Source organism: Actinoplanes sp. G11-F43 (genome assembly GCF_050589265.1).
Lineage (GTDB): Bacteria > Actinomycetota > Actinomycetes > Mycobacteriales > Micromonosporaceae > Actinoplanes.
The window spans coordinates 1-26517 of sequence record NZ_JBNZCE010000015.1 but is presented as its reverse complement, the minus strand read 5'-3'; the positions used below and the strand labels follow the sequence as shown (position 1 = coordinate 26517).

Annotated in this window: 30 protein-coding genes and 2 tRNA genes; 23 read left to right on the top strand and 9 right to left on the bottom strand. The window is 66.4% G+C overall.

All coding sequences use genetic code 11. The annotated features are described in order from the left end of the window. Positions 1-23: 23 nt before the first annotated feature. The 4 genes from ACQ0O7_RS16640 to ACQ0O7_RS16625 all read left to right on the top strand — a co-directional run bounded on the left by ACQ0O7_RS16640 (position 24) and on the right by ACQ0O7_RS16625 (position 3598). Entirely contained in the window at positions 24-656 is a 633-nt protein-coding gene (locus ACQ0O7_RS16640) for a disulfide bond formation protein DsbA (RefSeq protein WP_430782981.1), read from the top strand. 329 nt (positions 657-985) lie between these two features. Further along, positions 986-2182 carry a DUF1015 family protein gene (locus tag ACQ0O7_RS16635; protein WP_430782980.1) on the top strand — a complete coding sequence of 399 codons (1197 nt, stop codon included), beginning with the start codon at positions 986-988 and terminating at the stop codon, positions 2180-2182. Continuing rightward, a complete protein-coding gene (locus ACQ0O7_RS16630) occupies positions 2182-3099 on the top strand; it encodes an alpha/beta hydrolase (protein ID WP_430782979.1) in 918 nt (305 codons plus the stop codon). Before ACQ0O7_RS16635 ends, ACQ0O7_RS16630 begins: the two co-directional genes overlap by 1 nt. A gap of 13 nt (positions 3100-3112) precedes the next feature. Next, positions 3113-3598: a ribose-5-phosphate isomerase gene (locus ACQ0O7_RS16625; RefSeq protein WP_430782978.1), complete on the top strand. Its 486-nt coding sequence runs from the start codon at positions 3113-3115 to the stop codon at positions 3596-3598. A 327-nt stretch (positions 3599-3925) separates the two neighbouring features. Here ACQ0O7_RS16625 and ACQ0O7_RS16620 read toward each other — a convergent pair whose 3' ends face one another. Further along, a complete protein-coding gene (locus ACQ0O7_RS16620; protein ID WP_430783311.1) occupies positions 3926-4213 on the bottom strand; it encodes a hypothetical protein in 288 nt (95 codons plus the stop codon). A 367-nt stretch (positions 4214-4580) separates the two neighbouring features. Continuing rightward, complete coding sequence (locus ACQ0O7_RS16615; RefSeq protein ID WP_430782977.1) at positions 4581-5804, bottom strand: GNAT family N-acetyltransferase; 1224 nt, start codon at positions 5802-5804, stop codon at positions 4581-4583. Positions 5805-5905: 101 nt separating this feature from the next. Between ACQ0O7_RS16615 and ACQ0O7_RS16610 the strand changes: the two genes are divergently transcribed. Then, positions 5906-6562 (top strand): DNA-directed RNA polymerase II, encoded by a 657-nt coding sequence (locus ACQ0O7_RS16610; RefSeq protein ID WP_430782976.1) that lies wholly within the window; start codon positions 5906-5908, stop codon positions 6560-6562. A 58-nt stretch (positions 6563-6620) separates the two neighbouring features. Here ACQ0O7_RS16610 and ACQ0O7_RS16605 read toward each other — a convergent pair whose 3' ends face one another. From ACQ0O7_RS16605 to ACQ0O7_RS16595, 3 genes are all read right to left on the bottom strand, one after another. Further along, a complete protein-coding gene (locus ACQ0O7_RS16605; RefSeq protein ID WP_430783310.1) occupies positions 6621-7418 on the bottom strand; it encodes an SDR family oxidoreductase in 798 nt (265 codons plus the stop codon). A 145-nt stretch (positions 7419-7563) separates the two neighbouring features. After that, complete coding sequence (locus ACQ0O7_RS16600) at positions 7564-8070, bottom strand: SRPBCC domain-containing protein (protein WP_430782975.1); 507 nt, start codon at positions 8068-8070, stop codon at positions 7564-7566. Continuing rightward, positions 8067-8387 (bottom strand): ArsR/SmtB family transcription factor, encoded by a 321-nt coding sequence (locus ACQ0O7_RS16595; RefSeq protein WP_430782974.1) that lies wholly within the window; start codon positions 8385-8387, stop codon positions 8067-8069. Before ACQ0O7_RS16595 ends, ACQ0O7_RS16600 begins: the two co-directional genes overlap by 4 nt. A 130-nt stretch (positions 8388-8517) precedes the next feature. Between ACQ0O7_RS16595 and ACQ0O7_RS16590 the strand changes: the two genes are divergently transcribed. From ACQ0O7_RS16590 to ACQ0O7_RS16575, 4 genes are all read left to right on the top strand, one after another. After that, on the top strand, positions 8518-9474 hold the full coding sequence (locus tag ACQ0O7_RS16590) for a hypothetical protein (RefSeq protein ID WP_430782973.1): 957 nt from the start codon (positions 8518-8520) through the stop codon (positions 9472-9474). A 643-nt stretch (positions 9475-10117) separates the two neighbouring features. Further along, a complete protein-coding gene (locus ACQ0O7_RS16585) occupies positions 10118-10471 on the top strand; it encodes a hypothetical protein (RefSeq protein ID WP_430782972.1) in 354 nt (117 codons plus the stop codon). A gap of 250 nt (positions 10472-10721) precedes the next feature. Beyond that, complete coding sequence (locus tag ACQ0O7_RS16580; protein WP_430782971.1) at positions 10722-11468, top strand: hypothetical protein; 747 nt, start codon at positions 10722-10724, stop codon at positions 11466-11468. A 4-nt stretch (positions 11469-11472) separates the two neighbouring features. Next, positions 11473-13005, top strand: coding sequence for a hypothetical protein (locus tag ACQ0O7_RS16575; protein ID WP_430782970.1), 1533 nt, complete (start codon positions 11473-11475; stop codon positions 13003-13005). A gap of 15 nt (positions 13006-13020) precedes the next feature. On the opposite strand, the gene ACQ0O7_RS16570 is transcribed toward ACQ0O7_RS16575, so the two are convergent. Next, positions 13021-13683: a YdcF family protein gene (locus ACQ0O7_RS16570; protein ID WP_430782969.1), complete on the bottom strand. Its 663-nt coding sequence runs from the start codon at positions 13681-13683 to the stop codon at positions 13021-13023. Positions 13684-13692: 9 nt separating this feature from the next. Next, a complete protein-coding gene (locus ACQ0O7_RS16565; protein WP_430782968.1) occupies positions 13693-14457 on the bottom strand; it encodes a GntR family transcriptional regulator in 765 nt (254 codons plus the stop codon). Between the two features lie 485 nt (positions 14458-14942). On the opposite strand from ACQ0O7_RS16565, the gene ACQ0O7_RS16560 reads away from it, so the two are divergent. The 8 genes from ACQ0O7_RS16560 (at position 14943) to ACQ0O7_RS16525 (ending at position 19966) form a co-directional block, all read left to right on the top strand. Next, positions 14943-15140: a hypothetical protein gene (locus tag ACQ0O7_RS16560; RefSeq protein WP_430782967.1), complete on the top strand. Its 198-nt coding sequence runs from the start codon at positions 14943-14945 to the stop codon at positions 15138-15140. A 30-nt stretch (positions 15141-15170) separates the two neighbouring features. After that, positions 15171-15428, top strand: coding sequence for a hypothetical protein (locus tag ACQ0O7_RS16555; protein WP_430782966.1), 258 nt, complete (start codon positions 15171-15173; stop codon positions 15426-15428). 86 nt (positions 15429-15514) lie between these two features. After that, complete coding sequence (locus ACQ0O7_RS16550) at positions 15515-16240, top strand: GntR family transcriptional regulator (protein WP_430782965.1); 726 nt, start codon at positions 15515-15517, stop codon at positions 16238-16240. A 121-nt stretch (positions 16241-16361) separates the two neighbouring features. Further along, the gene (locus tag ACQ0O7_RS16545; protein WP_430783309.1) at positions 16362-16781 is read left to right on the top strand and encodes a hypothetical protein; all 420 of its coding nucleotides are present in this window, start codon (positions 16362-16364) and stop codon (positions 16779-16781) included. Positions 16782-16881: 100 nt separating this feature from the next. Continuing rightward, positions 16882-17106, top strand: coding sequence for a hypothetical protein (locus ACQ0O7_RS16540; protein ID WP_430782964.1), 225 nt, complete (start codon positions 16882-16884; stop codon positions 17104-17106). Between the two features lie 223 nt (positions 17107-17329). Further along, on the top strand, positions 17330-18736 hold the full coding sequence (locus ACQ0O7_RS16535) for an FtsK/SpoIIIE domain-containing protein (RefSeq protein WP_430782963.1): 1407 nt from the start codon (positions 17330-17332) through the stop codon (positions 18734-18736). After that, positions 18733-19296: a DUF2637 domain-containing protein gene (locus tag ACQ0O7_RS16530; protein WP_430782962.1), complete on the top strand. Its 564-nt coding sequence runs from the start codon at positions 18733-18735 to the stop codon at positions 19294-19296. The genes ACQ0O7_RS16535 and ACQ0O7_RS16530 overlap by 4 nt, the downstream gene beginning before the upstream one ends. Before the next feature lie 49 nt (positions 19297-19345). Beyond that, positions 19346-19966: a tyrosine-type recombinase/integrase gene (locus tag ACQ0O7_RS16525; protein WP_430782961.1), complete on the top strand. Its 621-nt coding sequence runs from the start codon at positions 19346-19348 to the stop codon at positions 19964-19966. Positions 19967-20056: 90 nt separating this feature from the next. On the opposite strand, the gene ACQ0O7_RS16520 is transcribed toward ACQ0O7_RS16525, so the two are convergent. Further along, positions 20057-20130: transfer RNA gene (locus tag ACQ0O7_RS16520), tRNA-Gly, on the bottom strand. Between the two features lie 130 nt (positions 20131-20260). On the opposite strand from ACQ0O7_RS16520, the gene ACQ0O7_RS16515 reads away from it, so the two are divergent. From ACQ0O7_RS16515 to ACQ0O7_RS16490, 6 genes are all read left to right on the top strand, one after another. After that, positions 20261-20334, top strand: a tRNA-Pro gene (locus ACQ0O7_RS16515). 37 nt (positions 20335-20371) lie between these two features. Continuing rightward, positions 20372-21715 (top strand): trigger factor, encoded by a 1344-nt coding sequence (gene tig / locus ACQ0O7_RS16510; RefSeq protein ID WP_430782960.1) that lies wholly within the window; start codon positions 20372-20374, stop codon positions 21713-21715. Between the two features lie 205 nt (positions 21716-21920). Beyond that, entirely contained in the window at positions 21921-22559 is a 639-nt protein-coding gene (locus tag ACQ0O7_RS16505) for a ClpP family protease (protein WP_430782959.1), read from the top strand. An 11-nt stretch (positions 22560-22570) separates the two neighbouring features. Continuing rightward, entirely contained in the window at positions 22571-23227 is a 657-nt protein-coding gene (locus tag ACQ0O7_RS16500; RefSeq protein ID WP_430782958.1) for an ATP-dependent Clp protease proteolytic subunit, read from the top strand. A gap of 217 nt (positions 23228-23444) precedes the next feature. Next, the gene (clpX, locus tag ACQ0O7_RS16495; protein WP_430782957.1) at positions 23445-24737 is read left to right on the top strand and encodes an ATP-dependent Clp protease ATP-binding subunit ClpX; all 1293 of its coding nucleotides are present in this window, start codon (positions 23445-23447) and stop codon (positions 24735-24737) included. 173 nt (positions 24738-24910) lie between these two features. Next, on the top strand, positions 24911-25705 hold the full coding sequence (locus ACQ0O7_RS16490) for a carbon-nitrogen hydrolase family protein (protein WP_430782956.1): 795 nt from the start codon (positions 24911-24913) through the stop codon (positions 25703-25705). Between the two features lie 26 nt (positions 25706-25731). Here the strand turns inward: ACQ0O7_RS16490 and ACQ0O7_RS16485 are convergent, their stop codons facing one another. Further along, complete coding sequence (locus ACQ0O7_RS16485) at positions 25732-25947, bottom strand: hypothetical protein (RefSeq protein ID WP_430782955.1); 216 nt, start codon at positions 25945-25947, stop codon at positions 25732-25734. Positions 25948-26517: the final 570 nt, after the last annotated feature.

Sequence of the window (26517 nt, the reverse complement as noted above, 5' to 3'; positions counted from 1 at the left end):
CGGGAAGGGAGGATCATCGAAGAATGACCGAGCGCGCAACAGTCGACATGTGGTTCGACCCCCTGTGCCCCTGGGCCTGGATCACCTCCCGCTGGCTGCTGGAGGTGGAGAAGGTCCGCCCGCTGGACGTCCGCTTCAACGTCATGAGTCTCTCGGTTCTCAACGAGGGCCGTGACGAACTCCCCGACAACTACAAGGAACTGCTCGCCAAGGGCTGGGGCCCGGTGCGGGTCTGCATCGCCGCCGCCGAGGCCGCCGGCCCGGCCGTTCTCCGGGATCTCTACACCGCCCTGGGCACCCGGATCCATCTCCAGAAATACGACATCCAGGACCCCAAGCTGTACGCCGAGGCGCTGACCGAGGTCGGTCTCGACCCGGCTCTGGCCGAGGCGGCCGGCACCGACAGCCGTGACGAGGCGCTGCGTGCCAGCCACAACGCCGGGATGAAACCGGTCGGCACCGACGTCGGCACCCCGGTGATCCACGCCCCCGGCCCGAACGAGGGTGAGACCGTCGCGTTCTTCGGCCCGGTGATCACTCCGGCGCCCAAGGGCGAGGCGGCCGGCAAGCTGTGGGACGGCGTCCTGCTCGTCGCGGGCACCCCCGGTTTCTACGAGCTCAAGCGCAGTCGCGACCTGGGCCCGATCTTCGACTGAAAGACTCTCCGGTTGCCGTTTGGTGGCGGTCACCGGAAAAACCGATGCTCGGCCTCGCATCCGTCGTTGGATGGGGTGACGTACACCTCATCCAACGCGGAGGCGGGTAATGCCGGAGAGCGAATCGGTCGGTTCGAGCATCAGCGTGCAGCGCGGCGTCTGGGCCGATCTGCCCCCTGACATGGCGGTTATGCTCGCACCTCCGGTGACCGTCACGGCACGTCCCGCCGAACGGCCGGTGAACCCGCACCGGACGGCCCAGTTGAGCAGGTCACGAGGGAACATGCCGGTGGGTAGGCACCGAAGGTTCGCCGGGTAAGTTGCCTGCCATGACGGTCGTGCACCCGATCAACCGGGCCTGGATCACCAACGGGGGTACCGGGGCCCAGAACTACGACGAGTTCGCCGACGACGCCGAGATCACCGACATCATCAAGGGCAACCCGCACAGCGCGCTGGCCGTGGAGATGCCGCACCTCGCGCCCGAATCGCTCGGGAAGTCCTTCCTCGACTCGCTGCCGGACGCCGTCGTCCGACTGCGGCGTGATCAGGCCGAGGAGAAGTACCGGCAGGCCGAGCACGTCGTGGTGCTCTACCGGATCACCGCGGACGGCGAGGCCCCGGCGTTCGGGCTGTGGGGCCTGGTGGAGACCGGGCAGATCTCCACCAGCGCCGACGAGCCGGGCCTGGTCATCCGCAACGAGGACGTGTTCATCAGCAAGGTCCGCGAGCGGGTCGCGCTGGCCGAGGCGGTCGGCACCCTGCTCTCCCCGGTGCTGCTGCTGCAGACCGGGCGGGGCGAGGAACTGCACGCGGCGCTGGCCGAGGCGATCGACGCCGCCGGTGCGCCGGCCGCCACCGACGTGGACGCCGCCGGGCGTACCCACGCGATCTGGCCGCTCGGTCCCGGCGAGACGCAGGAGCGGCTGCTGGCCCTGGCCGGTGGCGGCGAGCTGGTGGTCGCCGACGGCAACCACCGCAGCCTGGCCGCGCAGACCGGTGGCCTGGAGCGTTTCCTGGCCGTCGTCACCACCCCGGCCTCGGTTTTCATCCAGCCCTACAATCGCCTGGTCAGTGAGCTTCCGGCAGCGCTCGACGATCTGCTGGAGCGACTGCGCGCGGCCGGTGCGACGGTCACCGAGCTGCCGCGCGCCGCGCAGCTTCCGCCCAAGGGGACGATTGAGGTGTACGCCGGGGGCCGCACCTTCGCCCTGGGCCTCCCCGAGGACCCGGCCGGCAGCACCGTGGAGAACCTGGACCACGCCCTGGTGGAACGGGTGCTGCTGCGGGACTCGCTCGGACTCGACCCGGGCGACAAGCGGATCTCCTACATCGGCGGGGACTACCCGGTCGAGTGGCTGCGCGGTGAGGTCGACGCCGGCCGGGCCGAACTGGCCATCCTGATCGCCCCGGTGACCGTCGACGACTTCGTCGAGGTGAACCTGGAGCGGCTCAAACTGCCGCGCAAGAGCACCTGGTTCACCCCGAAGGCCCGCGGCGGGCTGGTCCTGGCCGAAACCCGCTGATGCTCCACCCGCAGGTCACGGCCGCCGCCCAGCTGAGGCGGCGGCCGTCTTCGGAGGAACTGGCGGCGAGCCCGTACGAGCGGCTGCTCGGGGTGCGCGCAGCGATGGAGGAGTCGAACGAGGCGGAGACCGGCCCGGCACTGCCGCTGCCGGTGGTCGCCGACTTCGACGCCGACGGCGTGCCCTGCCGGCTGTACGCCACCCGGGTGAACGTCCCGGTGCTGGTCTACCTGCACGGCGGCGGCTGGTGCTACGGCAGCATCGAGACCGTCGACCGGTTCTGCCGCCGGGTGGCCGAACGCTCCGGCTGCGCGGTGGTGTCGGTCGGCTACCGGCTGGCCCCGGAGCACGTTCACCCGGCCGCCCTGGACGACGCCGAGACGGTCCTGCGCTACCTGCGCAAATCCGGCTCCGACCTCGGCCTGGACCCCAGCCGGCTGGCGATCGGCGGGGACAGCGCGGGCGGCCAGATCGCCACGGTCACCGCCCGGCGCCAGCGCGACGCGGCCACCCCGCTCGACTTCCAGGTGCTGATCTACCCGGCTCTGGACCCGCTCACCTCCGCCGAGTCGTACGACGAGCTGGGGGAGTACGGCCTGGACCGGGCCTCGATGAAGCTCGCCTGGGAGACCTACGTCCCGGAGCCGATGCTCCGCCTCACCCCGGAGGTGGCGCCGCTCGCGGTCGCCGACCTGTCCGGGATGCCGTCCACCCTGCTGATCACCGCCGAGTACGACGCGCTGCGCGACGAGGGCGCCGACTACGCCGACGCGCTGATCAGCGCGGGAGTCCCGGTGGTGCACACCCGGTACATGGGTGTGAACCACGGATTCGCCCGCAAACTGGCCACCATCGACGCCGCACGGGCCGCGGCTGATCAGGTGGCGTCCGCCCTGCGTTCGGCCCTGACCTTCTGAAAGACTTGATTTCATGCGTCTCTACCTGGGTTCCGACCACGCCGGCTTCGAGCTGAAGAACCACCTCGTGAACCACCTGGCCAAGCAGGGGCACGATGTGGTGGACGTCGGACCGCACGTCTACGACGCCGAGGACGACTACCCGGCGTTCTGTTTCCACACCGGTGCCAAGGTGGTCGCCGACCCGGGTTCGCTCGGCATCGTCATCGGCGGCTCGGGCAACGGCGAGCAGATCGCCGCGAACAAGGTCCCCGGCGTCCGCTCGGCGCTCGTCTGGAAGACCGAGATCGCCGAGCTGGCCCGCCAGCACAACGACAGCAACGTGATCGCGATCGGCGCCCGGCAGCACACCCTGGACGAGGCCACCGCCTTCGTCGAGGCGTTCATCGCCACCCCGTTCTCCGGCAACCCGCGGCACGCCCGCCGGATCGGTCAGCTGGCCGACTACGAGGTGGCCCGCGAACTGCCCGAACTCCCGGAGTCCACGCCCACAGCCTGATCGCCCACAGCCTGATCGCCCACAGCCTGATCGCCCACAGCCTGATCGCCCACAGCCTGATCACCCACAGCCTGATCACCCACAGCCCGCTTCACCACTGCTCCCGCTCGACCTCCGGCCGGCCGTCCACCGACGGCCGGCCGCGGCTTTCCCACCTCTCCTGAGTGCAGTCTGGCCGCGCTCACCTTCCTCGTCCTGGTCTTCCGCGCGTCCGATCTCCCCGGACCATCCTTGACCGCGCTGCCTCGTGACCGCGCTGCCCAGTCCAGCCGCGTTCATTTCGCCGCCCTAATTTGGCCGCTTTCGTGACTTTTAGCGAGCGGGCCGTCAGCGGCGGGGCAATTCCTCGCGGGGGAGCCAGTTGCGCCGAACGATCGTCAGGCTGCGTTCCGCCTCGGCCAAGTCGTCGTCCGATGGCCGGGACGCGTCCCTGGCCCGGAGCGCCGCGCCCACGCTGACCTGCGATGAACCCGATCCGACCAGACCACGCAGCCCGCGCTCGGAGTCCCGGTCGTCGTTGTGGTTCCCGTTGCCGCCATTCGGCCGCCGCGACGGATTGGCCCTCGGGGGCCGAGACGTCTCGGTCTCGGCCGGCGCCGGTCCCCCTTTCGCCAGCCCACCCTTCGCCGTCCCGGCCGGCGTCGCCGCCGCCGGGGCTCCACCCGCCGGAGGCCCGGGGACCGGCACGGACGGAACCGGCGGCGCGGACGGAACCGGCGGTGCCGATGGGACTGGCGGTGCCGATGGAATTGCCGGTGCCGATGGGACCGGCGGAGCTGTCGGGACCGGCGGTGCCGGGGTAGCAGGCGGTGCGGGGGTGGCAGGCGGCGCCGGGGTGGCCCGCGGTGCCGGTGGGGGAGTGGGGACCGGGCCCGGGGGCGGCGACGGGACCGGCGGTTTGGCGCCGGAGGAGGGGCGCACGCGGCGGCGACGGCGTTCGGGCTGGTCCATGAGACCGACGGTACCGCCGGGGCCGGGCCGGTCAGAACACCTCCGTCGGGGACGGCAGCCGGTGCCAGCGGAACGCCGCCGACGGATCGTTGCCGGTCAGCTGCCGGACCCGGCCCGCGGCGGCCAGTGCGGCGAACGAGGTGGCGCCCAGATAGGCCGCCCCCAACTCGGTCACCGAGCAGGCCAGGTCGGCCGGGTCATCGGTCCGGGCACAGGACGCGCCGTCCGGCCCGCCGGTGAGCCGCCAGCGCCCGGTGTTCTCCGCCAGGATCGGGTCGGTGACCTCGATGACCACGTCGACGGCTGTCGCGTACCGCCGGGCGGCCAGCGCGCGGGGCACGTCCACCACCCGGATGAACAGCGCGTCCGCCAGGGCCGGGCCGAGGCGCCGGGGTTCGTCGGCCAGGTGCAGCAGCGGTTCGTCCAGGGCGGCCAGCCGGTACGTCACGCTGCGGGCCAGATCGATGCCGAGCAGGAACCGCCAGAGCGCCTGATAGGTCTCCGGATCGGTGGCGGCCACCTCCCGGACCGACACCTCGCCGTTCGGCCCGTGCCCGGTCCAGCCCTGCTTGACGCGCCACAACGCGTACCCGGTGGGGCCGTCCGGGCCCTCGCGCACCACCGCGTACTGCCGGGTGGCGCCGTCCCGGTGGTCCTTCGGGTCGGCCAGGACGTAGCGCCACCACCGATCGTCCCGGTTCGACCAGCCGACCCGGGACGGCCGGAGCTGCTCGTACACCTTGGTCAGGTCGGCGAGTGCCCCGGCCGGATCGACCATCCGGAGCCGGCCGGACGGCTCGGCGGGCGGGGCGGGGAGACGAACCTCACGATTCATCACGTTCAGGACGAGCCGGGAGGCGGCCGGGCCGTAGCCGAACCGCGGATAGATCGATGTCTCGGTGGCCCAGAGGACCGCGAGCGACTCCCGCCCGGCACCGGCGATCTCGCGCAGCTGGCGGTGCATCATCCGGGTGAGAATGCCCTGGCGCCGATGTGTGGGCAGCACCCCCACGCAGGAGACGTGAGCGGCCGGGACGACCGCGCCGGGCACGGTCAGATCCCTGGTGTACGCCACCGTATGGCCGGCCACCAGCCCCGCGTCGTCGGCGACCAGGGACCGGTCCACCTCGAAGACCTCGGCCTCCAGCTGCTGGAGATCGCCGGAGTAGTCCTCGTGGAATACCGTGCCGAGTAGATCGCAGATCGACGCGAAATCGTCGGCACGGCCGGGGCGGAGTCGTATCTCTTCCTTCATGGCTTGTGTGTAACGGACCGCGTGTGGCTGCGGCGACCGATTTGTTGGCTCGCTACGCTCGAACTGTCGCCGGTCGCCGACCGCACACCGAGAGGGGAAACATGCCGGAGCAACCGCAGTGGTCCGAGCGGACGCTCGACATGCCACCGCAAGACCCGTGGGCCGAGGAGCCGACCTCCCGGGTGACGCCGGACGGCACCGCCGCCGCGCCCACCTCGCCCGGGCCGGCCGGCGCCCCCACGTCGCCGGGGCCCGCCCCCGAGCAGGGCCAGGGGCAGCCGGACCAGTCGCCCTTCAGCAAGGGCCGGGCCCGGGTCACCCAGCGGACCCAGCAGTTCACCGGCCAGTTCACCGGCCGCCACGAGCCGACCGGCACCGGCTGGCCCGAGGAGGAGCACCGGGAGCCGCCGCGCAGCCTCAGCGCCCAGTTGAGCGATCTGCGCCGGGGCGGCGAGTGGAGCAGCGCCGCGGTGCTGTTCGCCTTCGTCTGCTGGGGCATCTGGTCGCTGTCGTCCGGTGGCGACCTGGGCAGCGCCTTCATCATCTTCGTGGTGACGCTGCTGGTCGCGGTGGGCGTGTTCGCCCTGGCCCGCCTGGTCGGCCGGCTGGTGCTGGAGCAGCGGATGGGCCGCCGCCGGCACACCGCCCGCGGCGCGCACGTGGTCGCCGGCGTCTTCCTGGCCGGTGTCGGGTTCGCCTTCCTGCGCCAGACCGACTGGGTGATGACCGCGGTGAACTGGGTGACCGGCAGCTTCTAGATTCCGTGGGGGCATCCGCGGCTCGCGTCGAGCCGCGGATGGCCACCCGAACCGGCCGTCAGCTGACCGGTTTGCCGCCGGTGACGCCGAGCACCTCACCGGTGGTGTAACTGGATTCGTGGCTGGCGAAGTGGACGTAGGCGGCGGCCAGCTCGGCGGGCTGCCCGGCCCGTCCGATGGGGGTGTCGCCGCCGAACGACTTCACCTTCTCCTCCGGCATGGTGGCCGGGATCAGCGGGGTCCAGATCGGGCCGGGCGCCACCGCGTTGACCCGGATGCCCTTCTCGGCCAGGTCCTCGGCCAGCGCCTTGGTGAACGCGACGATGCCACCCTTGGTGGTGGCGTAGTCGAGCAGAGCGCTCGACGACTGGTAGGCCTGGATCGACGCGGTGTTGATGATCCCCGCGCCCGGCGGCAGGTGCGGCACCGCGGCCCGGCACAGCCAGAACATCGCGTACAGGTTCGTCTTCATCACCCGGTCGAACTGCTCGTCGCTGATTTCGGTGATCCCGCCCGGCTGGGCCATCTGGTAGGCGGCGTTGTTCACCAGGATGTCGATCCCGCCCAGTTCGGTCCGGGCCCGGTCGATGATCGTCCGGCAGTGCGCCTCGTCCCGGATGTCACCCGGGACCCGCACCGCCTTACGGCCGGCCTTCTCGATCCACTGGGCGGTGTCGGCGGCGTCCGACTCCTCCTCCGGCAGGTAGGAGATCAGCACGTCGGCGCCCTCCCGGGCGAACGCGATGGCCACCGCCCGGCCGATCCCCGAGTCGCCACCGGTGATCACCGCCTTGCGGCCGGTCAGCCGCCCGCTGCCCCGGTAGGTCTCCTCGCCGTGGTCGGGACGGTCCGGCATGTCCGAGGTCAGGCCCGGTGGCCGCAGGTCGCCGCCGTCGAGTTCGGGCTTCGGGTACAGGTCGACGGGGTTCACGTGGTCTCCTCCTGATCGGGGTACGGATGACACCGGCATTCCCCGATCAGGACCGGCTAACCGGGCTTTGCTACACGTCGGACATGACCTTGCCGGTCTCCAGCAGCGACTTGAGGTCACTGAGCACCCAGGCCCAGCCGCCGCCACTCTCGTCGCCGGCCTTCGCACTGCCGCGGATCACCGTGGCGGTCGCCGGGGCGCCCGGGGTGTCATGGGTGACGGTGACCCGCTGCACGCCGGGACCGGCTTCCTCGATCTCGTAGGTGAGCGTGGTGAACGGCTCGCCCGCGGTGCTCGGATCCATCAGCAACCGCCAGGTCTGCACCAGACGCCGGGGCGGATCGGCCTCCAGCACCTCACCGTCCAGGATGATCTCGGGCATGTCGAAGCCGTTGGCGGCCGCGTAGTCCTTCATCCCCTGGTTGGCGGTCGAGTAGTACCTCCCGCCCTTGGTCAGCTCGTAGAACTGGGGCGCGGCATACGCGTACTTCTCGTTCCACGCCGGATCGGTGATGGCCGTCCAGATCTTCTCGGCCGGTGCCTTGATCCAGATGCGGAAGACCTGGGTGTCGCTCATGACTCTTCCTCCAGCGTTCGCTTGAGATCGATGAGTGTGGTCACGTGCTTCTCGGTGTACTTGTCGATCCACCGGTCGTGGATCTGCCTGATCGGCACCGCGTTGAGATGGTGCAGCTTCTCCCGGCCGGACCGGCGCGTGACGACGAGACCCGCCTCCTCGAGCACTCGCAGGTGCTTGGCGACACCGAACCGGGTCATCTCCAGCTCACTCTCCAGCTCGGTCAGGGTGCGGCCGTCCCGGGCGAAGAGCAGATCGAGCAGGAGACGCCGGCTCGGGTCGGCAAGAGCTTTGAACACCCGATCGTCGTCGGTCATCACACTAAGTTAGGTGACCATTTGGTCACCTGTCAAGCCGTGGACGCCTTCGCCGCCCGTACCGGCAAGCGGTGGTGTCATGGATATTGATCTTTCGCTGAGCGGGCGCGCGGGCCTAGGCTCGGCAGCCGTGTGGCCATTCAAGAAAAGCGGGGAACCCGCTCCCGATACGCCGGAATTCGTCACTCACCTCGGCGACCCAGAAGCCGAACGCCTCGAAGAAGCCCTGATCAAACGTGATTGGGCGACCTCCCGCGAGATCCTCACCGGGGCGGCGCCCGAGGAACGCTCCTACTACCTGATCGTCGCGGCCGGCACCAGGGGCGTCGAGGAGTGGATCGACGGCCCGGTCCGCGACGAGCCGGACTCGGCACTGCCGCTCCTGATCCGGGGCGCCCGGATGGTCTCCTGGGCCTGGGAGGCCCGCGGGTCGGGCACCTCGGACACGGTGAGTGAGGATGACTGGAAAGTCTGGTTCAACCGCTTGCGGCGGGCCGAGGACTGCCTGGACGAGGTGGTGGAACGCGAGCCGGGATCGGCGGAGGCCTGGCGGTATCTGATCACCCTGGGCCGGGCGCGCCAGCTGTCCCAGGAGGAACTGCACCGCCGGTTCGCCGGGCTGATCGAAGCCGATCCGCACCACTACTACGGCCACTGGCAGATGCAGGAGGGCCTGATGCGTAAGTGGGGCGGCAGCGACGAGGCGATGTTCGACTTCGCCCGGAGCCGGGCCGCGGCCAGCCCCGCCACCCACATCCCGGTGCTGGTGCCGATGGCCCATCTCGAACTCTGCCGCGGCAGGAGTTCGGCGGAGCTGCAGGAACATCTGCGGCAGGACGAGGTGGTCGACGACATCTGGGAGGCGTCGCAACTCTCCGTGTTCCACGACGACTACCAGGAGACCCTGCTGACCCCGATCGCCTGGAACCACTTCGCCTACGCCCTCGCGCTGGGCGGCCAGGACGAGGCGGCGGCCAGCCTGTTCGACGTGATCGAGGACGAGTGGATCACCCGGTCACCGTGGAATTCGATGTCGAACTTCTTGAAGATCCGCGATTTCGTACGGGCGGAGCAGGCCGGCGCCTGAGTCCCCGGTGCGGGAGCTCCCTCCGCGGGCGGCCGGCCGCATGTGGAGGGAGCTGTGGCTTTGATCACTGTGGTCGCTGCCGGGTTGCGTGCGGGCGAATCCGGCGCCCCGGCGTGGCGAGGCCGGCTCCGAAGCCCGGCCGGCGGGGGCCACGGAACCGGATCCGGGCCACGGTCCACCCGCCGGGTCTCCCCCACAACGACTCGGCGCGGTCCCGGCACGCAACGGTCGCCGAACACCACCGACAAGATCCACCAGAGGGTGAAACACAACAGCCCAGGCGCCGGAAAATCCCCGGTGACCTGGGCCTTCATAACTGGAGCGGGCGACGAGAATCGAACTCGCGTAATCAGTTTGGAAGATCGCTGCCCGCTGTCATGATCCGCCCGGATTGCCTGGTCAGGAGCGGTGACCAGTTGCCCGATCATGACCGCTTGGAACCGCTGGTGGCACGGCCTAATGGCACGTAGCTGGCACGTCCACGCAAACCTGGACCCCTTCCCGGTGCCCCGCCTACAGCGACCACCGGAGTCGAGGGCAAGCCGCGAAGCGGCGCGGCAGCAACTTAACAGTCGTGACCCCCGACCACCGCGACGACTCCGTTACCCTGCCCAGGGCCGTACGCCCGACGTGGAGGTACAGCGTGGAGTACGCCGAGATTCTGGACCTGGCGACCGCGGCAACACGAGAAGCATCGCTCGACGGCCTGACGTGGGGGCTTCGCGACTACTTGGCCCGTACGCCCGATGCAACGGTTCAGTTCGGATCCCTAGCCGCAGCGGGCTTCCTTGATGTTTGGCGCTTCCGCTTCGACTGCTATCGAGAGCTCCAAGACTCGTGGCGGGGATGGGTGGACTTCTTCGACACCCTCGAACGACAGTCGGGAGACGTGGGCGTGGTGTTCGTGCGAGGGCCGGTCGTGGAGCAGATGCGCTTTATCGTGGTGCTGAGCGCTGAGAACGATCGGATCCTGACCTGCTTGGCACGAAACACCTGACTGAACGAGTCGGCCGGTGCGCCGGCCGATGCCGGGCGGAGCCCGCCAGCAGGCCGAGCGCGTCCGGCCGCGCCGTGCTTGCGCGGCGCCTTGATCCAGAAGAGATCAATTCGGCAGATCCTGGACGCGCACGAAACTTCCTGTAGGACGATAGAGGTCTTCAAGTTGTCATCTACCGAAGCGAATTATGTTGAGGATAGAGTGACCTGGCTGGCTAGCTCTATCACTGCAATTGAGAGTTGAGTCGACGTTGGATGATCAACTGAGTGAGGCGAACGAGCGTGCGGGTAACGCGTTCGACCGATTGATTGGAAACCTTGCCAACGCGGGCGTCACGACTTACGTCACGCAGGCCACGGGTTCGCCTGAGTCGGGGGCCGCGATCGGTGCGATGGCCGCACCTCTGGGTGAGGAAATATCCTTCGCGCTGCGGAAGTTCCTTGGTATTAAGGAACGAAGGGCTCAAGTGCTAATTGAGTCTGCGTCAATCCAAGGAGATATTTCGGTAGACGAATTAGTAGCCGCAATATCTGATGACCCTTCACGTTTGGCACTCCTATCCCGCGCCTTGGATGCGGCGGCAAACGCGAATACCTTACTAAAGATCGCTCTCTTGGCTAATGTCCTCGCGTCGGGTGCCTTGAGGAAAGATGACGCCAGCGTTGATGAAGAAATTCTTGCAATGGATGCTCTCGCTCAACTTGAAACACCACACCTCAGGATGCTAGTGATTCTCTTGGATCGCTCGCCGGTTTGGCGGACCGCAGCCTCTGAGAGGCGAAAGCTTCTGAGGCACTGGCCCGAAGAGAGGATAGTCCAGAAAGACGTGGGACTTTCTGTGGCGTTCCCGGCTATTGCCGCGAAATTGCAGTCACTTGGACTTGTTAGTTCGATGCATTATGGCGACGAGAATCTTTGGTCGCTTACCAGCTTTGGGCAAGTATGCCTCGGGAAGCTCGCTGGTACTGCGGATCAAGGAAAGCCTGAAGGGATGTAGGACCTTGTTGATTCCGCGACTCTCTGCACCAGAAATTATTGCGTCGGTGCTGGATCGCCTTCCTCTGCCCAAAATAGATGGAAGCGTTCCAGCGGTTCGCCAGCAGATTCAGGTTTCTACGACGTTCTCAGCGCTTCAGATCATGATCTCGTCGTTCGACAAGTGCCGACTGATGGTCGACGCTAAGCTTCCTCAGGCCAAAGAAGGCCGAATAATGCATTCAGACTGGCAGGATGTCTACCATGATGTTCTAACAAACAAGGAACGGGAGTTTGCCGAGGAAGCTGTAGATCAATTTTGGACCGATCTGCCTAGTGTTATGGAATCCGTGTGGTCAGCATACGGAGACTTGCATGGGCTTGAAAAGCTCGAAAATAATTCGTCGCGCTACCCGCATTCCGACGAATTTGTTGCTTCCATTGGAAGGTCGTTTTTCAGTGAACTTCAGGATGCTGTTAATGTTGGCTTCCTGAATAAGTTTGATAACGGATCGCCGATCCAGTATTACGTAGCCTTCTTGCTTGGTGCCGGTCCTGCAGAGAGTCGGGAAGCGTTTATTGCTCGTGCTGCGGTTCCTATGATCGTGAAGGCGTTCGAAGAGTTTCTCTCTGCCCTGGTTCGCAACGATTTGCTGGTCAACTCCGAGGAGCGACTAGGAGACCTTCCCCCTATTCCGATAGAGGTGGTTCGAGCGTACAGCGGAGAGTCTGAGGATTTGGAACGGTGGGCGATTGATCGTCGTGTTGAGGATTTTGCGTCAGGTGGTCCAGTTGAATGGGCAGATCTCTTCTTGCAGTGGGGTGGTATCGACATCCGAGAGGCGGAGAGTGATTGGATATCGCTGCAGGAGGTGGTTGCCCGAAGTGGTCTATATGGTCGTTCGTCTGGGCGTGCAGATGTAGATTATTTAGGCAGTATTCCGAACGTTGTGCGTTCCGGAATTAAAGTAGGGCAGGTTATTCAGAGTGACAGCCTTTACGTTCACTCAATGGTGCTATGCTTGGAGCGCATTGCCGTTATAGTCGCGCTTAAGTGGGCTTATAGAGTGCGGCCTTTTCAAATTTCAGACTTTCCTCAACTTATCGATAGGATTGTCAAGCTTGAGAAGCAGGGAGATTGGGCGGGGGCTGCTCGAGTAGCGCAGACGGCGCTGGATTGCTTCGCCTCAGAAACTGACGAATCTTCCATGGTGAGGGCCAATCTATGGTACTGCAAGCAGGAAATCAATGCGACCGACTTGGCAACGACTCATGCAATCAAGGAATGGGATGTGCGAGGCAGCAACTTCTTCGCTCTAACGAAGGCACTCCTTTTGGACGACCACAAGGAGGCAACTCGGCTTCTGGGAGAGATGCTAAAAGGACCGAACCAGGTGCGGGAACGGCGCCACCTTCGCTCTGCGCCCCTGGTGCAACGCGCCATGAGCAGATCGCAACCTATTCGTACGATGCTGACCGACGGAGGAGGTGGTAAGGAAAGGGCCCAACGCAGAAGAGAGCACCGGTCGATTCCACAGTCAAGAAGCGCACAAAGGTAGTGGGCCCATCATCGGCTAGATTAGGCGACTTGTGTAGCCGGCTTCAATTAGTCTTGAGAATGCCGCCTTGACATCTTCTGGGATGTGTTGTGATATTGCGAACCCAAGTTTCGCGTACACCTCAATCCGCTGAGTATCTCCGACAATCATGTCGATAACCTTCCTTGAATCGCCGATGTTTGCTACATATTCCTCCAGGGAAATTGGAAGTGCAATACAGATAACATCAATCTTGGGCCAAATCTTCTTACATGTCGCGTAAGCGCGGCGCTGTTGGTAAGGGCGTGACATGAGGATGATGGAATTCGCCTGGATCTCATGATCCTTCAGGATGGCTCGCGTGTACTCGATGTTCTGGCTGGTATTCCTGGCCTCTGTCTCGACGAGGATTGAGTCGGCGGGAACGCCATTATCGATCGCATACTCGCGGTAGTGAATGGCCTCGCCTCGGGGGAACCTCTCGATGGTTGTGGGGGCGTTGGCGCCGGTGAAGACTAGCCATGGGTACATCTTCTTGAAGTACAGCTCGGTTGCGATCTTTGCTACGCCTAGGTCGTGGCTTCCGAGGCCGATGCCGACGTCTGCCGGGCGGAGCTCGTGACCCATGTTGTGGTAGCTCCACAGGCGTTCGACGTCTTCGCGGTGCTCGAACGGGATCGTGGCGGGAGTCGTAGTCATCGTTTGCTTTCAGTCGGGGATCTTGAAGGTGTACGACCAGGTGAAGCGGGACGCGGAGTGGACTCCGCGGGCGAACTCGACCGGTCGGCCGCTGCTGGTGAACGTTGTCCGGTGCAGCACCATCACGGGCTCGCCTGCGGGTAGCTGAAGAAGTTCGGTTTCGTCAGGACTCGGCATCCGGGCGCGGATCGTCTCGGTGATCGTGTCCGGCTCCAAGCCACGCGCAGTCAGGATGGCGAAACCTCCGCCACGTCCGGCCGGTCCCGGCGTCGGGTCGACGAGGATCGTGCCGGCCACATCCTCGGGGCGGTAATAGCTCGTGAGCGTGTGAGTTGGGATGTCGGCTTCCTTGACCAGCCGGGCGCGCTCGTAGACGGCATCGCCGGGCTTGAGACCGAGTGCTTCGGCGATCTCGGCGTCAGCCTCGACCTTGCGGACTTCGTTGGTCTGGTCGCCTGGCGTCCACGCGCGGCCGGTTGCTTCACGGTCGGCGGCGAACGCGACGAGTCCTGACTTCCATTTGCTCTTCGCGTAGCGGTCGGTGCCGAGTCGCTTCATCGCAACGCGCGGGCGGATCACGGTGCCGCGACGGCGTACAGGCGTGACGAGTCCTTCGGCTTCGAGCATCCGTACGGCCTGGCGAACGGTCTTGATGTTGACCCCGTGGGTCGTGGCGATCTCGTCTTGCTTGGGGAGAGTGCTCCCCTCGGGGAACTCGCCCTGCTGGATGGCCTGGCGCAGGAGCGCGGCCAGCTCCCGGTACCCGATGCTCACTTCGTTCCTCCAAGCCATGTGCCGTCTTGGGCCATCTTCTACCAGGCAGTGTCACCAAGGTTGCGCATTAGGGCTAGCTCTATTGACGATTCGGTCACCCTCATGTCAGATAGAGCTAGCTCTAATGTCTGTCGCTTGGGGGATCCAGCGCTCGGTGCCACGGACGTTCCAAATGTTCCTGGATCATCCTCGGTCCCGTCGGTGGACACCACTTCTGCGCTGGCGGGCGAGTGTCGCTCCTGTTCGGGCCGAGGGTGGAAGTACTCGACCCACCGGACCGCGCTGCGGATGGTGGCCCAGTCCTGCCGGGATGCGCGGTTGATGGCTCGCCGTTCCTGCATGGACTGCGGAGGGCGCGGCACGAGAGTGGCGACGGCCTCATAAGCCGGCACCGGGGCGGGTGCCGGATACAGATGCCCGCTCGCCTCGGTGCCCTTCGACTCCGCGTGGTGGAGGGTCCTGTGATTCCGCGTCCCGGTGATGTCGTGATCGTCGACGGGCGCGCGTCTGTGCAGTTCGGCGGGGGCCGTGGGCTGGTCTTCCGAGTCATCTCGATAGGCGCGAAACCGACCTACGAAGGATGGGCCTGGATCACCGGATATGTCCTCGACCGCGATGGCAACGCGATCGAGCGCCGAAAGATCTTTGTCCAGTACGAGGGCCTACGCCGCGTCCCGCGATGACCTGGCGCCCAGACAAGGGGAGAGCTACCGGTGAGTGTCTTCGTGACCGCCGCTGTCCAGGAACAACTCGACTACGCCCAGTCTCAAATCGACAGGCACACGGCCGACAGCGGGAACGGACGCTGCCTCGCCTGCGGTGAGGACGATCCGTGCAGTCTTCGCCTGGTGGCGGCGCATGTGTTCGCCCGCTATGGGCAACTGCCGCGCCGCGCTCCCGGTGCCTCACGGCCGGAACAGGTCGGCACTCCGAAACCCTGGCCCGGATGGCTCGGTGGCTCGACCGGCTGACCAATCTTGTTCAGTAGTGCTGACAAGCCTTATCGTCCTGTAAGCACATGCTGAGATCGTCAACTGACCCTGGTGGGTGGATCCCAATGGCGTACGAGATTCCGACGCCGAAATACCTGCGCGTCCTGAACGCGCTGCGTGGCCGCATCGAGGACGGGATGTACGCGCCCGGCGCCGGCCTTCCGTCCGAGAGTCAACTCTGCGATGAATTCGACGTGTCCCGCCCGACGGTTCTGAAAGCGCTGGGCATCCTCAAGCAGGACGGCTGGATCGAATCCCAGCAGGGCAAGGGCAGCTTCGTCCGGGGTCGTCCGCCGTCCGGCCGGACCTCGCCGCAGTACGCGCGGGACGCCATCGACCTGGACGAGACCGCCGAGACCGAGATCTTGCACGTCGGCCCGGTTCTGGCTGCTCCGTGGGTGTCCGCTGCCCTGAACATCCCGGAGGGAACGCCGGTCTACGAGCGGCGGCGGCGCACCGTGTCGGCGTCCGGCCCGATTGACCTGATCTCGACGTTCGTGCCGGTGGACATCGCAGTCGGCACCGACGTGACCAAGCCGGATCCGATCTCCGGCGGCCTGCTCGACCACATCAAGGCCAAGAAGCGCCTACGCGCCGACTTCGCCACCGAACGGCTGACCGCCCGCCGAGTCGACGAGGCGGAAGCCGGTGCCCTGGACGTGCCCGTCGACGAGGCCGTTCTCTCTGTCGTCGTCACAGCTCACCAGTCGTCCGGCGCGCCGATCATGACCTCGCTGATCGTGATGCCGGGGAGCCGCCACGAGATCGAGGACTCGTACCCGCTGTCCTGATTGATCATTGCGCCATCTGAAACTCGGACATAGGCCATTGCCTGTGCTTACAAGCTGACTTAACTTGTAAGCATAAGCGGATGTCACGTTGACGTTCGTGAGATCAGGAGGTCAGGTCCGGATGGTCCCGCTGACGTTGAAAGTCCCCGTCCCGTTCGACTACGTGTTCCCGGCCGGAGTGCTCTGCCTGGGCGTAGAGGCCGCTGTCGACTTCGACCGCCGCAACGAGCCGGACAGCCAGGTCCGCGACAAGGAGACCGGCGAACGGGTCTGGGTGGTCCGGGTGCTCGACCTCGACCCGGCCGCCGGAAAGTTCGGCCGCACCACCGAGGTCAAGGTCAAGATCTGCGCGCCGCAGCAGCCGGTTCCCCCGGCCTCGGCCGTGCCGGGCTATCCGCCCGCGATCGAGTTCGACGGGCTGACGCTCACGCCCTACGTCGACTCCCAGCGCTGCAAGACCAACGGCAATTGCAAGGCCCGGATGGCGTACGCGCTCAGAGCGACCTCGATCCGCCCGGCCGTCGTCGGTGCCGCTGCCTGACGACAGAACGCGCGGGCGGGCCGTTTCCCCGCCAAGAGTCCCGGCCCGTCCGCGCGGCAACCCTCGCTCCACTTCGACAAAACCGAAGAAGGAGGGCCTGGTGCCCACCGTAGTTCAGGCTGACCTGATCACCTTCGCCGCCGACCTATCCGCCCTGCTGCGCGACCGTCCCGACGCGAAGACCTCGACGACCGAACGCGCCGACTGGTTCGACCGCAAGGCCGAACTGCTGGAGCGAATCGCCGCCACCGACTCGGAAGCGGCCGAACTCGCGACAGCCGCCCGGATGACGGCAGCCGACCTGCGTGCGGGCGGCGCGGCATGAACGCTCGCCGCATCGACCGCAAGCTCAGCCGGTTGTCGGCCCAGATCGTCTACGCGCTGCGCTGGATGACAGGTCGGGCCGACCTGGCTGTTGTCCGGTCGTACCGCTGCTCCTGGTGTCAGGTCTGGGTTTCCCCGCGTCGCTTCGACCGCGTCCATATGGCATGTCGTCAGTGCGTCGGCTCCCTCGGCCGGTCCACTCGTCTTGGTCGGCGGTGGCGCGGATGCCGCTGATCAACGTCATCCCCGGCGAGAAGATCCCCACCGCGCCTCTGAACACGCGGCTTCCGGTCTGGCGTGTCCCCGGCTGGCTGCTCGTCTTCGTCTGGCTGGGCCGGGGAATGTTCCGGTCGCTGGTGTTGATGGCGCGCTACTGGTGGATCACCGGCCCGGTGGCGGTCTCCTGGTGGCTCGCCGATGAGCACGGATGGCCGGTGCTCGCGGGCGTCATCGCGGGTCTCGTGGCTGGCGGCGTCTCCTGGTGGCGACTACATCCGGCCTCCTGGCTGCGATTCGGCTGGTACCCGCTGGTCGGCCGATGCCGCCGACTCTGGATCTACCGGCGCGGCTGGACCTCAGCGATGACCGCCTGCGGCCTGGTCGGCGTCCACGGCGGCGAGCGTTGGGTGCCGCGCCTGCTCGGTGTCCGTTCCAACCGATGGGGCGACCTGGTGACGATCCGGCTCCTGCCCGGCCAGCACCCGGACGACTGGGCTAAAGCGGCGCCGCGCCTCGCCTACTCCTTCACCTTGACCGAAGCGCGAGCCCACACGACGGATCGCCCGGATCGGATGGTGCTGCACTTCGTCCGCCGGGATCCGCTGGTCGGCACGGTCCAGCCCTTCCCGGTCCCGGCTTCGCCGGATATGTCCAATCTTCAACTGGGCGTACGGGAGGACGGCACCGCCTATCGCCTACGCCTGACCGGCTCACACGTGCTGATCGCCGGTGCCACGAACTCGGGCAAGGGCTCGGTGCTCTGGTCGTTGCTGCGCTCGCTGGCCGGTGGCATCGCGTCGGGTCTGGTCGAGGTGTGGGCGTTCGACCCGAAGGGCGGAATGGAGCTGGCGGCGGGCGTACCGCTGTTCGCCCGGTTCGCCTACGACGATCTCGACAGCATGGCCGGCGTCCTGGAAGAGGCCGTCAAACGAATGCGGCTGCGGGCCGCCCGGCTGCGCGGGGTGACTCGCCAGCACACGCCGACGGTCGATGACCCGCTGATCGTGGTGGTCGTCGACGAGCTGGCGGCGCTGACCGCCTACCTGACCGACCGGAAGGTCCGCGACCGGATCCGGGAATCGCTGGGCCTGCTGCTGTCCCAGGGCCGCGCTGTCGGCGTCCACGTGATCGCAGCCTTGCAGGACCCACGCAAGGACGTGCTCCCGTTCCGGGACCTGTTCCCGACCCGGATCGCGCTGCGGATGACCGAACCGGAACAGGCCGACATGGTCCTCGGCGACGGGGCACGCGACCGGGGAGCGATGTGCGACCTGATTCCGGAGACCTCGCCGGGCGTCGGTTACGTCGTCCTCGACGGCGTCCGGGAACCGGTCCGGGTCCGCTTCTCCTACCTGGACGACACCGACGTGTCCGACCTGGCGGCCACCTACGGACGGGGAGCAGCCCTGTGAAGCGGATTGAAGGGCTGCTACTCGTCGCCATCCTGCTGGTCGTCGGCGGATTCGCGGGCGCAGCGTCGTTCACCCACGTCAAGGACTGGACGATGGCGAATTCCCCGGCCGGTACGGGGGAGTGGTTCGGCTGGGCCAATGCGGTGATCTCCGAGCTGATCCCGATGGCGGCCCTGTTGGTGATCCGCCAGCGGCGGTGTACCGGCGGCTCGGTCGGCTACCCGATGTTCCTGCTCGTCTGCGCGGCTGGCCTGTCCCTGTCGGCACAGCTCGCCGTCGCGAAGCCCGGCCCGTCCGGTTGGCTGCTGTCCGCCGTACCGGCGCTGGCCTTCCTGGGCCTTTCCAAGCTCGTCCTGGCTGGTGCCCCGGCAACGCCACCCGCCGTGACTGCCCAGCCTCCGGTCGCGAATCCGGTTCCGGTGCCGACCGTGCCACCGGTCCCGGCTGAGCCGATCGAAGCGCTGCCCGACGAAAAGGCCGGCAAGGCTCCGTCGCGCCCTGGTCTGGTGCCCGTCCCCGTCACTGCGTTTCCCACTCGACCACGTGGGGCCGCTCTGTGACCGTCACTGGATCCCTGGTTACGACCGCTATCACACCCCGGAGCGCCCGGTGGCGACTGTCGCCCAGGTGCTCGCGCTCGCGGCCCACATGCCGCCTCGCTTTGTGGCGTTGATCACTGTCGCGGCGTTCTCTGGCCTGCGCTGGGGCGAGCTGGTCGCCCTCCGGCGCTGTGATGCCGACCTGGAGGCCGGCACTGTGCGCGTACCCCGAAAGCTCGCGGCGCTGAAAGGGGGCCTGGAGTTCGGCCCGCCGAAGTCGGCCGCCGGGCTACGGGTTGTGGCTCTTCCGGCAGTTGCCCGGAGGGCTCTCGGCGCCCATTTGGACAAGTTCACGGCGAGGGCCCCAGCAGTGCTGATCTTCACTGGAGATAAAGACACGCCGTTACGAACTGGTAACTTTCGCCGAGCGGTGAAGTGGTCCACAGCACTCGCCGACGCCGGGATGCCCGAGGGTTTCCACTTCCCCGATCTCCGGCACACCGGGAACAACATCGCCGCCGCGAGCGGTGCCAGCACCCGCGAACTGATGCACCGGATGGGCCACGCGAGCATGAGGGCCGCCCTGATCTACCAGCACGCGACCAGCGATCGGGACCGCGAGATCGCCGACACCATGGACAAGCGCATCGCCAAGGGCGCCAAGCCCCGCAAGGCCAAGAAGCGCAGCTAATGGCACGTCAATGGCACGCAAGATCCACTAGAGGGTGAAACACAGCGGCCCAGGCCGGGGAAAATCCCCCGTGACCTGGGCCGTTGTAGTTGGAGCGGGCGACGAGAATCGAACTCGCGTAATCAGTTTGGAAGACTGAGGCTCTACCATTGAGCTACGCCCGCGTGAGCCCTGAAAACCTCCGGGCTCGTGTACACCTTACTGAATCATCTACCGTCCGCGCGAACCGGATTCCCCAGCAGGTGACTCCAGCGCACACGCAGGCGAGCGGACCGCATACACTGGCCGACGCCACGGGGTGTGGCGCAGCTTGGTAGCGCACTCGCTTTGGGAGCGAGGGGCCGTGGGTTCAAATCCCGCCACCCCGACTGATAACCAACTATCCGCGCAACAAGGAGTACGCCTGTGAAGAGCACCGTCGAGACTCTGAGCCCGACCCGGGTGAAGCTCGCCATCGAGGTGCCGTTCGAGGAGCTCAAGCCGAGCCTGCAGAAGGCGTACCGGGAGATCGGCGCGCAGGTTCAGGTGCCGGGCTTCCGCAAGGGCAAGGTTCCGGCGGCGGTGATCGACCAGCGTGTCGGCCGTGGCGCCGTGCTGAACGAGGCCGTCCAGGAGGCGATCCCGCAGCAGATCCTCGCCGCGGTCCAGGAGCACGACGTCAAGACGCTCGGCCGTCCCGAGGTCGAGATCACCGAGTTCGCCGACAACGCGCCGCTGAAGTTCACGGCCGAGGTCGACGTCCGCCCGGAGATCACCGTCCCGGACCTCTCCGGCATCACCGTCACGGTTCCGGCCGTGGAGATCGGTGACAGCGAGATCGACGAGCAGATCAACGGCCTGCGTGAGCGCTTCGCGACCCTGAAGACGGTCGAGCGTGCCGCGGCCGAGGGTGACTACGTCCAGCTCGACCTGAACGCGACTGTCGACGGCGAGGACGTCCCGGGCGGTTCGGCCACCAACATCTCCCACGAGGTCGGCAGCAAGCAGCTGCTGCCCGGCCTGGACGAGGTGCTCGTCGGCCTTTCCGCCGGCGAGGAGGCGAACTTCACCACCCAGCTCGTCGGTGGTGACTACGCCGGCCAGGACGCCGAGGTGAAGGTCGTCGTCCGGACCGTCAAGGACAAGCAGCTCCCCGAGATCGACGACGAGTTCGCCCAGCTGGCGAGCGAGTTCGACACCCTCGACGAGCTCCGCGAGGACCTGCGCACCCGCCTCTCCCGGGCGAAGAAGGTCGAGCAGATCTACGCGGCCCGTGACGAGGCCCTCAAGCAGCTCGTCGAGTCGGCGGAGATCCCGGCGCCCGAGGGTGTCGTGAAGGACGAGGTCGAGGGCCGCAAGCAGGCCATGACCGACCAGCTCGAGCGGATCGGCGCCACCCTGGCCGACTACCTGGCCTCGGAGGACAAGACCGAGGAGCAGATCGACCAGGAGCTGACCGAGGCCGCTCAGGAGGGCGTCCGGATCCAGCTGCTGCTCGACACGATCGCCGACGCCGAGGACGTTCAGGTCACCGACGACGAGTTCGGTCACGAGATCGTGCACCGGGCGCAGCGCGCCCAGATGCAGCCTCAGCAGTACTACGACCAGCTGGTCCGCTCCGGCTCGGCGGCCGCCGTCTTCGGCGACGTGCGCCGGGGCAAGGCGCTGGCCTCGGTCATGGAGCAGGTCACGATGAAGGACACCGACGACAACACGCTGTCGCTGGACGACCTTCGCGACGCTGACGACCACGCGGGTCACAACCACTGACCCCACTGCTTTGGTACGGCCACCGCGCACCGTTTCGGATGCGCGGTGGCCGTTGTCTTTTCTGGGGTACGGCCCCGTGATGCGCTGTCAGCGAACACCTGCCCGAGCGGGAAGCTGTTGCGCATCCGACCAGTTAGGTTGGTCGTACGACGGACAACCTGCCGGCCGGATCCTCGGCCGACACAGCAAGCTGTGAAGGGCTGCCATGACCGATCTCCACATCCCTACCGGGCCCGTGTCGCGGCGCGGCGGCGGTGACACCCTGAGTGGCAACCTCGACGACTCGGTCTTCAATCGTCTGCTGCGCGAGCGGATCATCTTCCTCGGCAGTGAGGTGACCGATGCGAGCGCCAACCGCATCTGCGCGCAGCTGCTGCTGCTCTCCTCCGAGGACCCCGAGGCTGACATCCACCTCTGGATCAACTCGCCGGGCGGCTCTGTCTACTCGGGTATGGCCATTTACGACACGATGCAGTTCATCGACAACGACGTGCAGACCGTCGCGATGGGCATGGCCGCCTCGATGGGGCAGTTCCTGCTCTGCGCCGGCACCCCGGGCAAGCGTTTCGCCCTGCCGCACGCGCGCATCATGATGCACCAGCCGTCCGGCGGCATGGGTGGCACGGCTGCCGACATCGCCATCCAGGCCGAGCAGATGCTCTACACCAAGCGCATGTTCCAGGAGCGGATCGCCCACCACACGGGGCAGACGCAGGAGCAGATCGCCACCGACTTCGACCGGGACCGCTGGTTCACGGCCGAGGAGGCGAAGGACTATGGCTTCATCGACAAGGTGATCACCGGGGCCACGCAGGTTCCGGATGGTGCCGGAACGCTGAACTGAGGAGCTGAACCATGACCGACCTTTCCATGCCTCCCGGGTTCGCTCCGGTGCACAACCGCTACGTGCTGCCCTCGTTCTCCGAGCGCACCTCGTGGGGGATCAAGGAGTCGAACCCGTACAACAAGATGTTCGAGGACCGGATCATCTTCCTCGGCGTGCAGGTGGACGACGCGTCGGCCAACGACGTGATGGCCCAGCTGTTGACGCTGGAGAGCACCGACCCGGACCGCGACATCCTGATGTACATCAACTCGCCCGGCGGTTCGTTCACCGCGATGACGGCCATCTACGACACCATGCAGTACGTGCGGCCCGACATCAGCACGGTCTGCCTCGGCCAGGCGGCCAGCGCGGCGGCGGTGCTGCTCGCCGGTGGCACCCCGGGCAAGCGGATGGCGCTTCCGCACTCGCGGATCATCATCCACCAGCCGGCCACCGAGGGCGGCTACGGCCAGGGCTCGGACATCGAGATCCAGGCGCGCGAGATCATGCGGATGCGTACCCAGCTGGAGGAGATGATCTCGCATCACTCCAGCCAGCCGGTGGAGAAGGTCCGCAAGGACATCGACCGCGACAAGATCATGACGGCGGACGAGGCCAAGGAGTACGGCATCGTCGACGTGGTCCTGGCGACTCGTAAGAAGAGCCTCCAGACGGCCGGCGTCTGACGTCGAGTCCGCGGTGTCAGGGGGCCGGCCGGTAAGCGCTACACTGGCCGACCCCTGACACGCCCGTTTTGGGGGGTCGGAGAACTGCCCCTTTGCGGGTAACGTCGAGTGCGCAGCCTCAGTTACGCGAGTCGGCGGACGATAGATGGCAACGAGGCAATCAGTCCTCGTACAAGGACCGGTCGACGGCCGGCCAATGAACGGCGGGAGAACGTAGGTGGCACGGATCGGTGACGGTGGCGACCTACTGAAGTGCTCCTTCTGTGGGAAGTCGCAGAAGCAGGTCAAGAAACTCATCGCGGGCCCCGGGGTCTACATCTGCGACGAGTGCATCGACCTCTGCAACGAGATCATCGAGGAAGAGCTGGCCGAGACCGGCGAGGTGAAGTGGGAAGAGCTTCCCAAGCCGATGGAGATCTGCCAGTTCCTGGACAACTACGTCGTCGGCCAGGAACAGGCGAAGAAGGCCCTCTCCGTCGCGGTCTACAACCACTACAAGCGGATTCAGGCCGAGTCGAACGGCGCGCCCGGTGCGGGCAGCGACGTCGAGGTGGCCAAGTCCAACATCATGCTGATCGGTCCCACCGGCTGCGGTAAGACACACCTGGCGCAGACCCTGGCCCGCATGCTCAACGTGCCCTTCGCCATCGCGGACGCCACCGCCCTCACCGAGGCCGGCTACGTCGGCGAGGACGTCGAGAACATCCTGCTCAAGCTCATCCAGGCCGCTGACTACGACGTCAAGCGCGCCGAGCAGGGCATCATCTACATCGACGAGGTCGACAAGATCGCCCGCAAGAGCGAGAACCCGTCGATCACCCGGGACGTCTCCGGCGAGGGCGTCCAGCAGGCACTTCTCAAAATCCTTGAGGGTACGGTCGCCAACGTCCCGCCGCAGGGTGGCCGCAAGCACCCGCACCAGGAGTTCATCCAGATCGACACCACCAACGTGCTGTTCATCGTGGGTGGCGCGTTCGCCGGCCTGGACCGGATCATCGAGCAGCGGGTCGGCCAGAGCGGTGTCGGGTTCGGCGCCCGCCTGCGCTCCATCTCCGAGCGCAACACCGACGACATCTTCAGCAAGGTGATGCCGGAGGACATGCTGAAATTCGGCCTGATCCCCGAATTCATCGGCCGTCTCCCAGTGATCACCACAGTCCGCAACCTCGACCGTGAGGCACTCATCAAGATCCTCACCGAGCCGCGGAACGCGTATGTGAAGCAGTACCAGCGCCTGTTCGAGCTCGACGGCGTGGAACTGGACTTCGACAAGGGCGCGCTCGAAGCCATCGCCGACCAGGCGATGCTCCGTGGCACCGGCGCCCGCGGGCTCCGGGCCATCATGGAAGAAGTCCTGCAGAACGTGATGTTCGAGGTGCCCAGCAACCCGGACGCCGCCCGGGTCCTGATCACCCGCGAGGTCGTCGTGGAGAACGTGATCCCCACGATCGTCCCGCGCGAGTTCGTCGGCCGCCGCCGTCGTCCCGAGCGCGAAGAGAAGTCCGCCTGACAGCGGCCCCTCGCACCGACAGCCAGTCCGCTGCCGCCGCCCACTGTGGGCGGCGGCAGCGTCGTTTCCCGGTGGGGGCATGCATGAGCCGGCGGCCAGGTGGGGTCCCGGGGACGCGCCTGGCCGGCCCGCCGATTGTCACGGGCGGCGTTCGGTAGCCGTACCCTCGAATGATGCGTGTCGCCGTCTGCCAGCTGAACTCACGGGACGACCGTGCCCACAATCTCGCCGTGGCTCGTGACCTGCTGGGGCGGGCCGCCGCCGGTGGGGCGACGTTCGCGGTGCTTCCCGAGTATGTCGATTTTCTCGGGCGTTCCGCCGACGCGCCCGAGCCGGAGGCGGTGGACGGCGAGTTCGCCGCCTTCTTCGCCGCCGCGGCCCGTGAGTTCGGGATCTGGGTTCACGCCGGCTCCTTTCATGAGACCGGGCCGGACGCCGGGCGGACCTTCAACACCACGCTTCTCTTCGCACCGGACGGCGAGAGGGTCGCGGTCTACCGCAAGATTCACCTGTACGACGTGGAGATCGCGGGGCGGGTCTCGTACCAGGAGTCGCGCACTGTGGCGCCCGGTGATCGCACGGTCGTCGCCGAGGTCGACGGGGTGCCGGCCGGGCTGAGCATCTGTTACGACCTGCGGTTCCCCGAGCTGTACCGGAGTCTGGCGATCGCCGGCGCGAAAATCCTCGTGGTGCCGGCCGCGTTCATGCTGCACACCGGGCGCGACCACTGGGAGGTGCTGCTGCGGGCCCGGGCGATCGAGAACCAGTGTTACGTCCTGGCGGCCGGGCAGATCGGTGACCACGATCCGGGGCGTACGTGTTTCGGCCGCAGCATGATCGTCGACCCGTGGGGGACCGTCCTGGCCCAGGCGCCGGACACCACCGGCGTCACCTTCGCTGACCTGGATCTGGAGCGTCTGGAGAAGATCCGTACCGAGGTTCCGAGCCTCGCCAACCGGCGTTTGTGAGCACGCAACCCGTTTTGTATCCGGCGTCACAAACTCTCGATCAGGTACGTGATCGCGGTCAGCGCGACGACCGCGCCACCCACCATGAGAAGGGCCCCGCCCATCCGGGAGGGGCCCCGCATCAGCAGTTTGCGGGCTGATAACACGACCGTGACCAGCACAAGTAGGCCGATCACCCACTGCCAGAGCGGGGCGATCAGGCTCAGAACCGCGTCGGTCGCCAGCGCCGGGGGAGTGGCCATGAACCCACTCTGTCATGGCTCGGCTCCGTCGTGTGCAGGCTCGCCGCCGCGGATGGTCATGGACGTCGATTTGCGGTCGCACCCATGGGTCGCGTAACTTTCTCTCTGCAAGCGGGAAAGCGGTACGGAACGACGCGAAAGCGACAATCCCGAAGCTGACACGAAGGCAGTCGAGAGCGAGTTATGCTCGATCCCGACACCGGGTGGTGCGACAAAAGATCCAAGAAATTGGATTTGCAGACGCGAAGCTGACCGGCTAGAGTGGTCAAGCCAGCAGGGAGCCGGGCGGTCCGATTACGAAAGTGATCGAAGGCCGGTTCTGCTAGAGCCACTTCTCGCTTAGCGGGAAACAAACTTGGGCGTTGCTCGCAGGGGTTCAACTTTGCGCGGCGAAAACGACCAGGTAAACTTGAGCGGTTGCCTCAGAGGCGAGCCTTTACCGGCTCAAATTTGATGTGCGGTTGTTCTTTGAGAACTCAACAGGGTGCTTGATAAGCCAGTGCCAATTATGGCAATACCCCGGCCTATCTTTCGGGATGGGTTGGAGATTCCTTTGGCAACTTTTTGTTG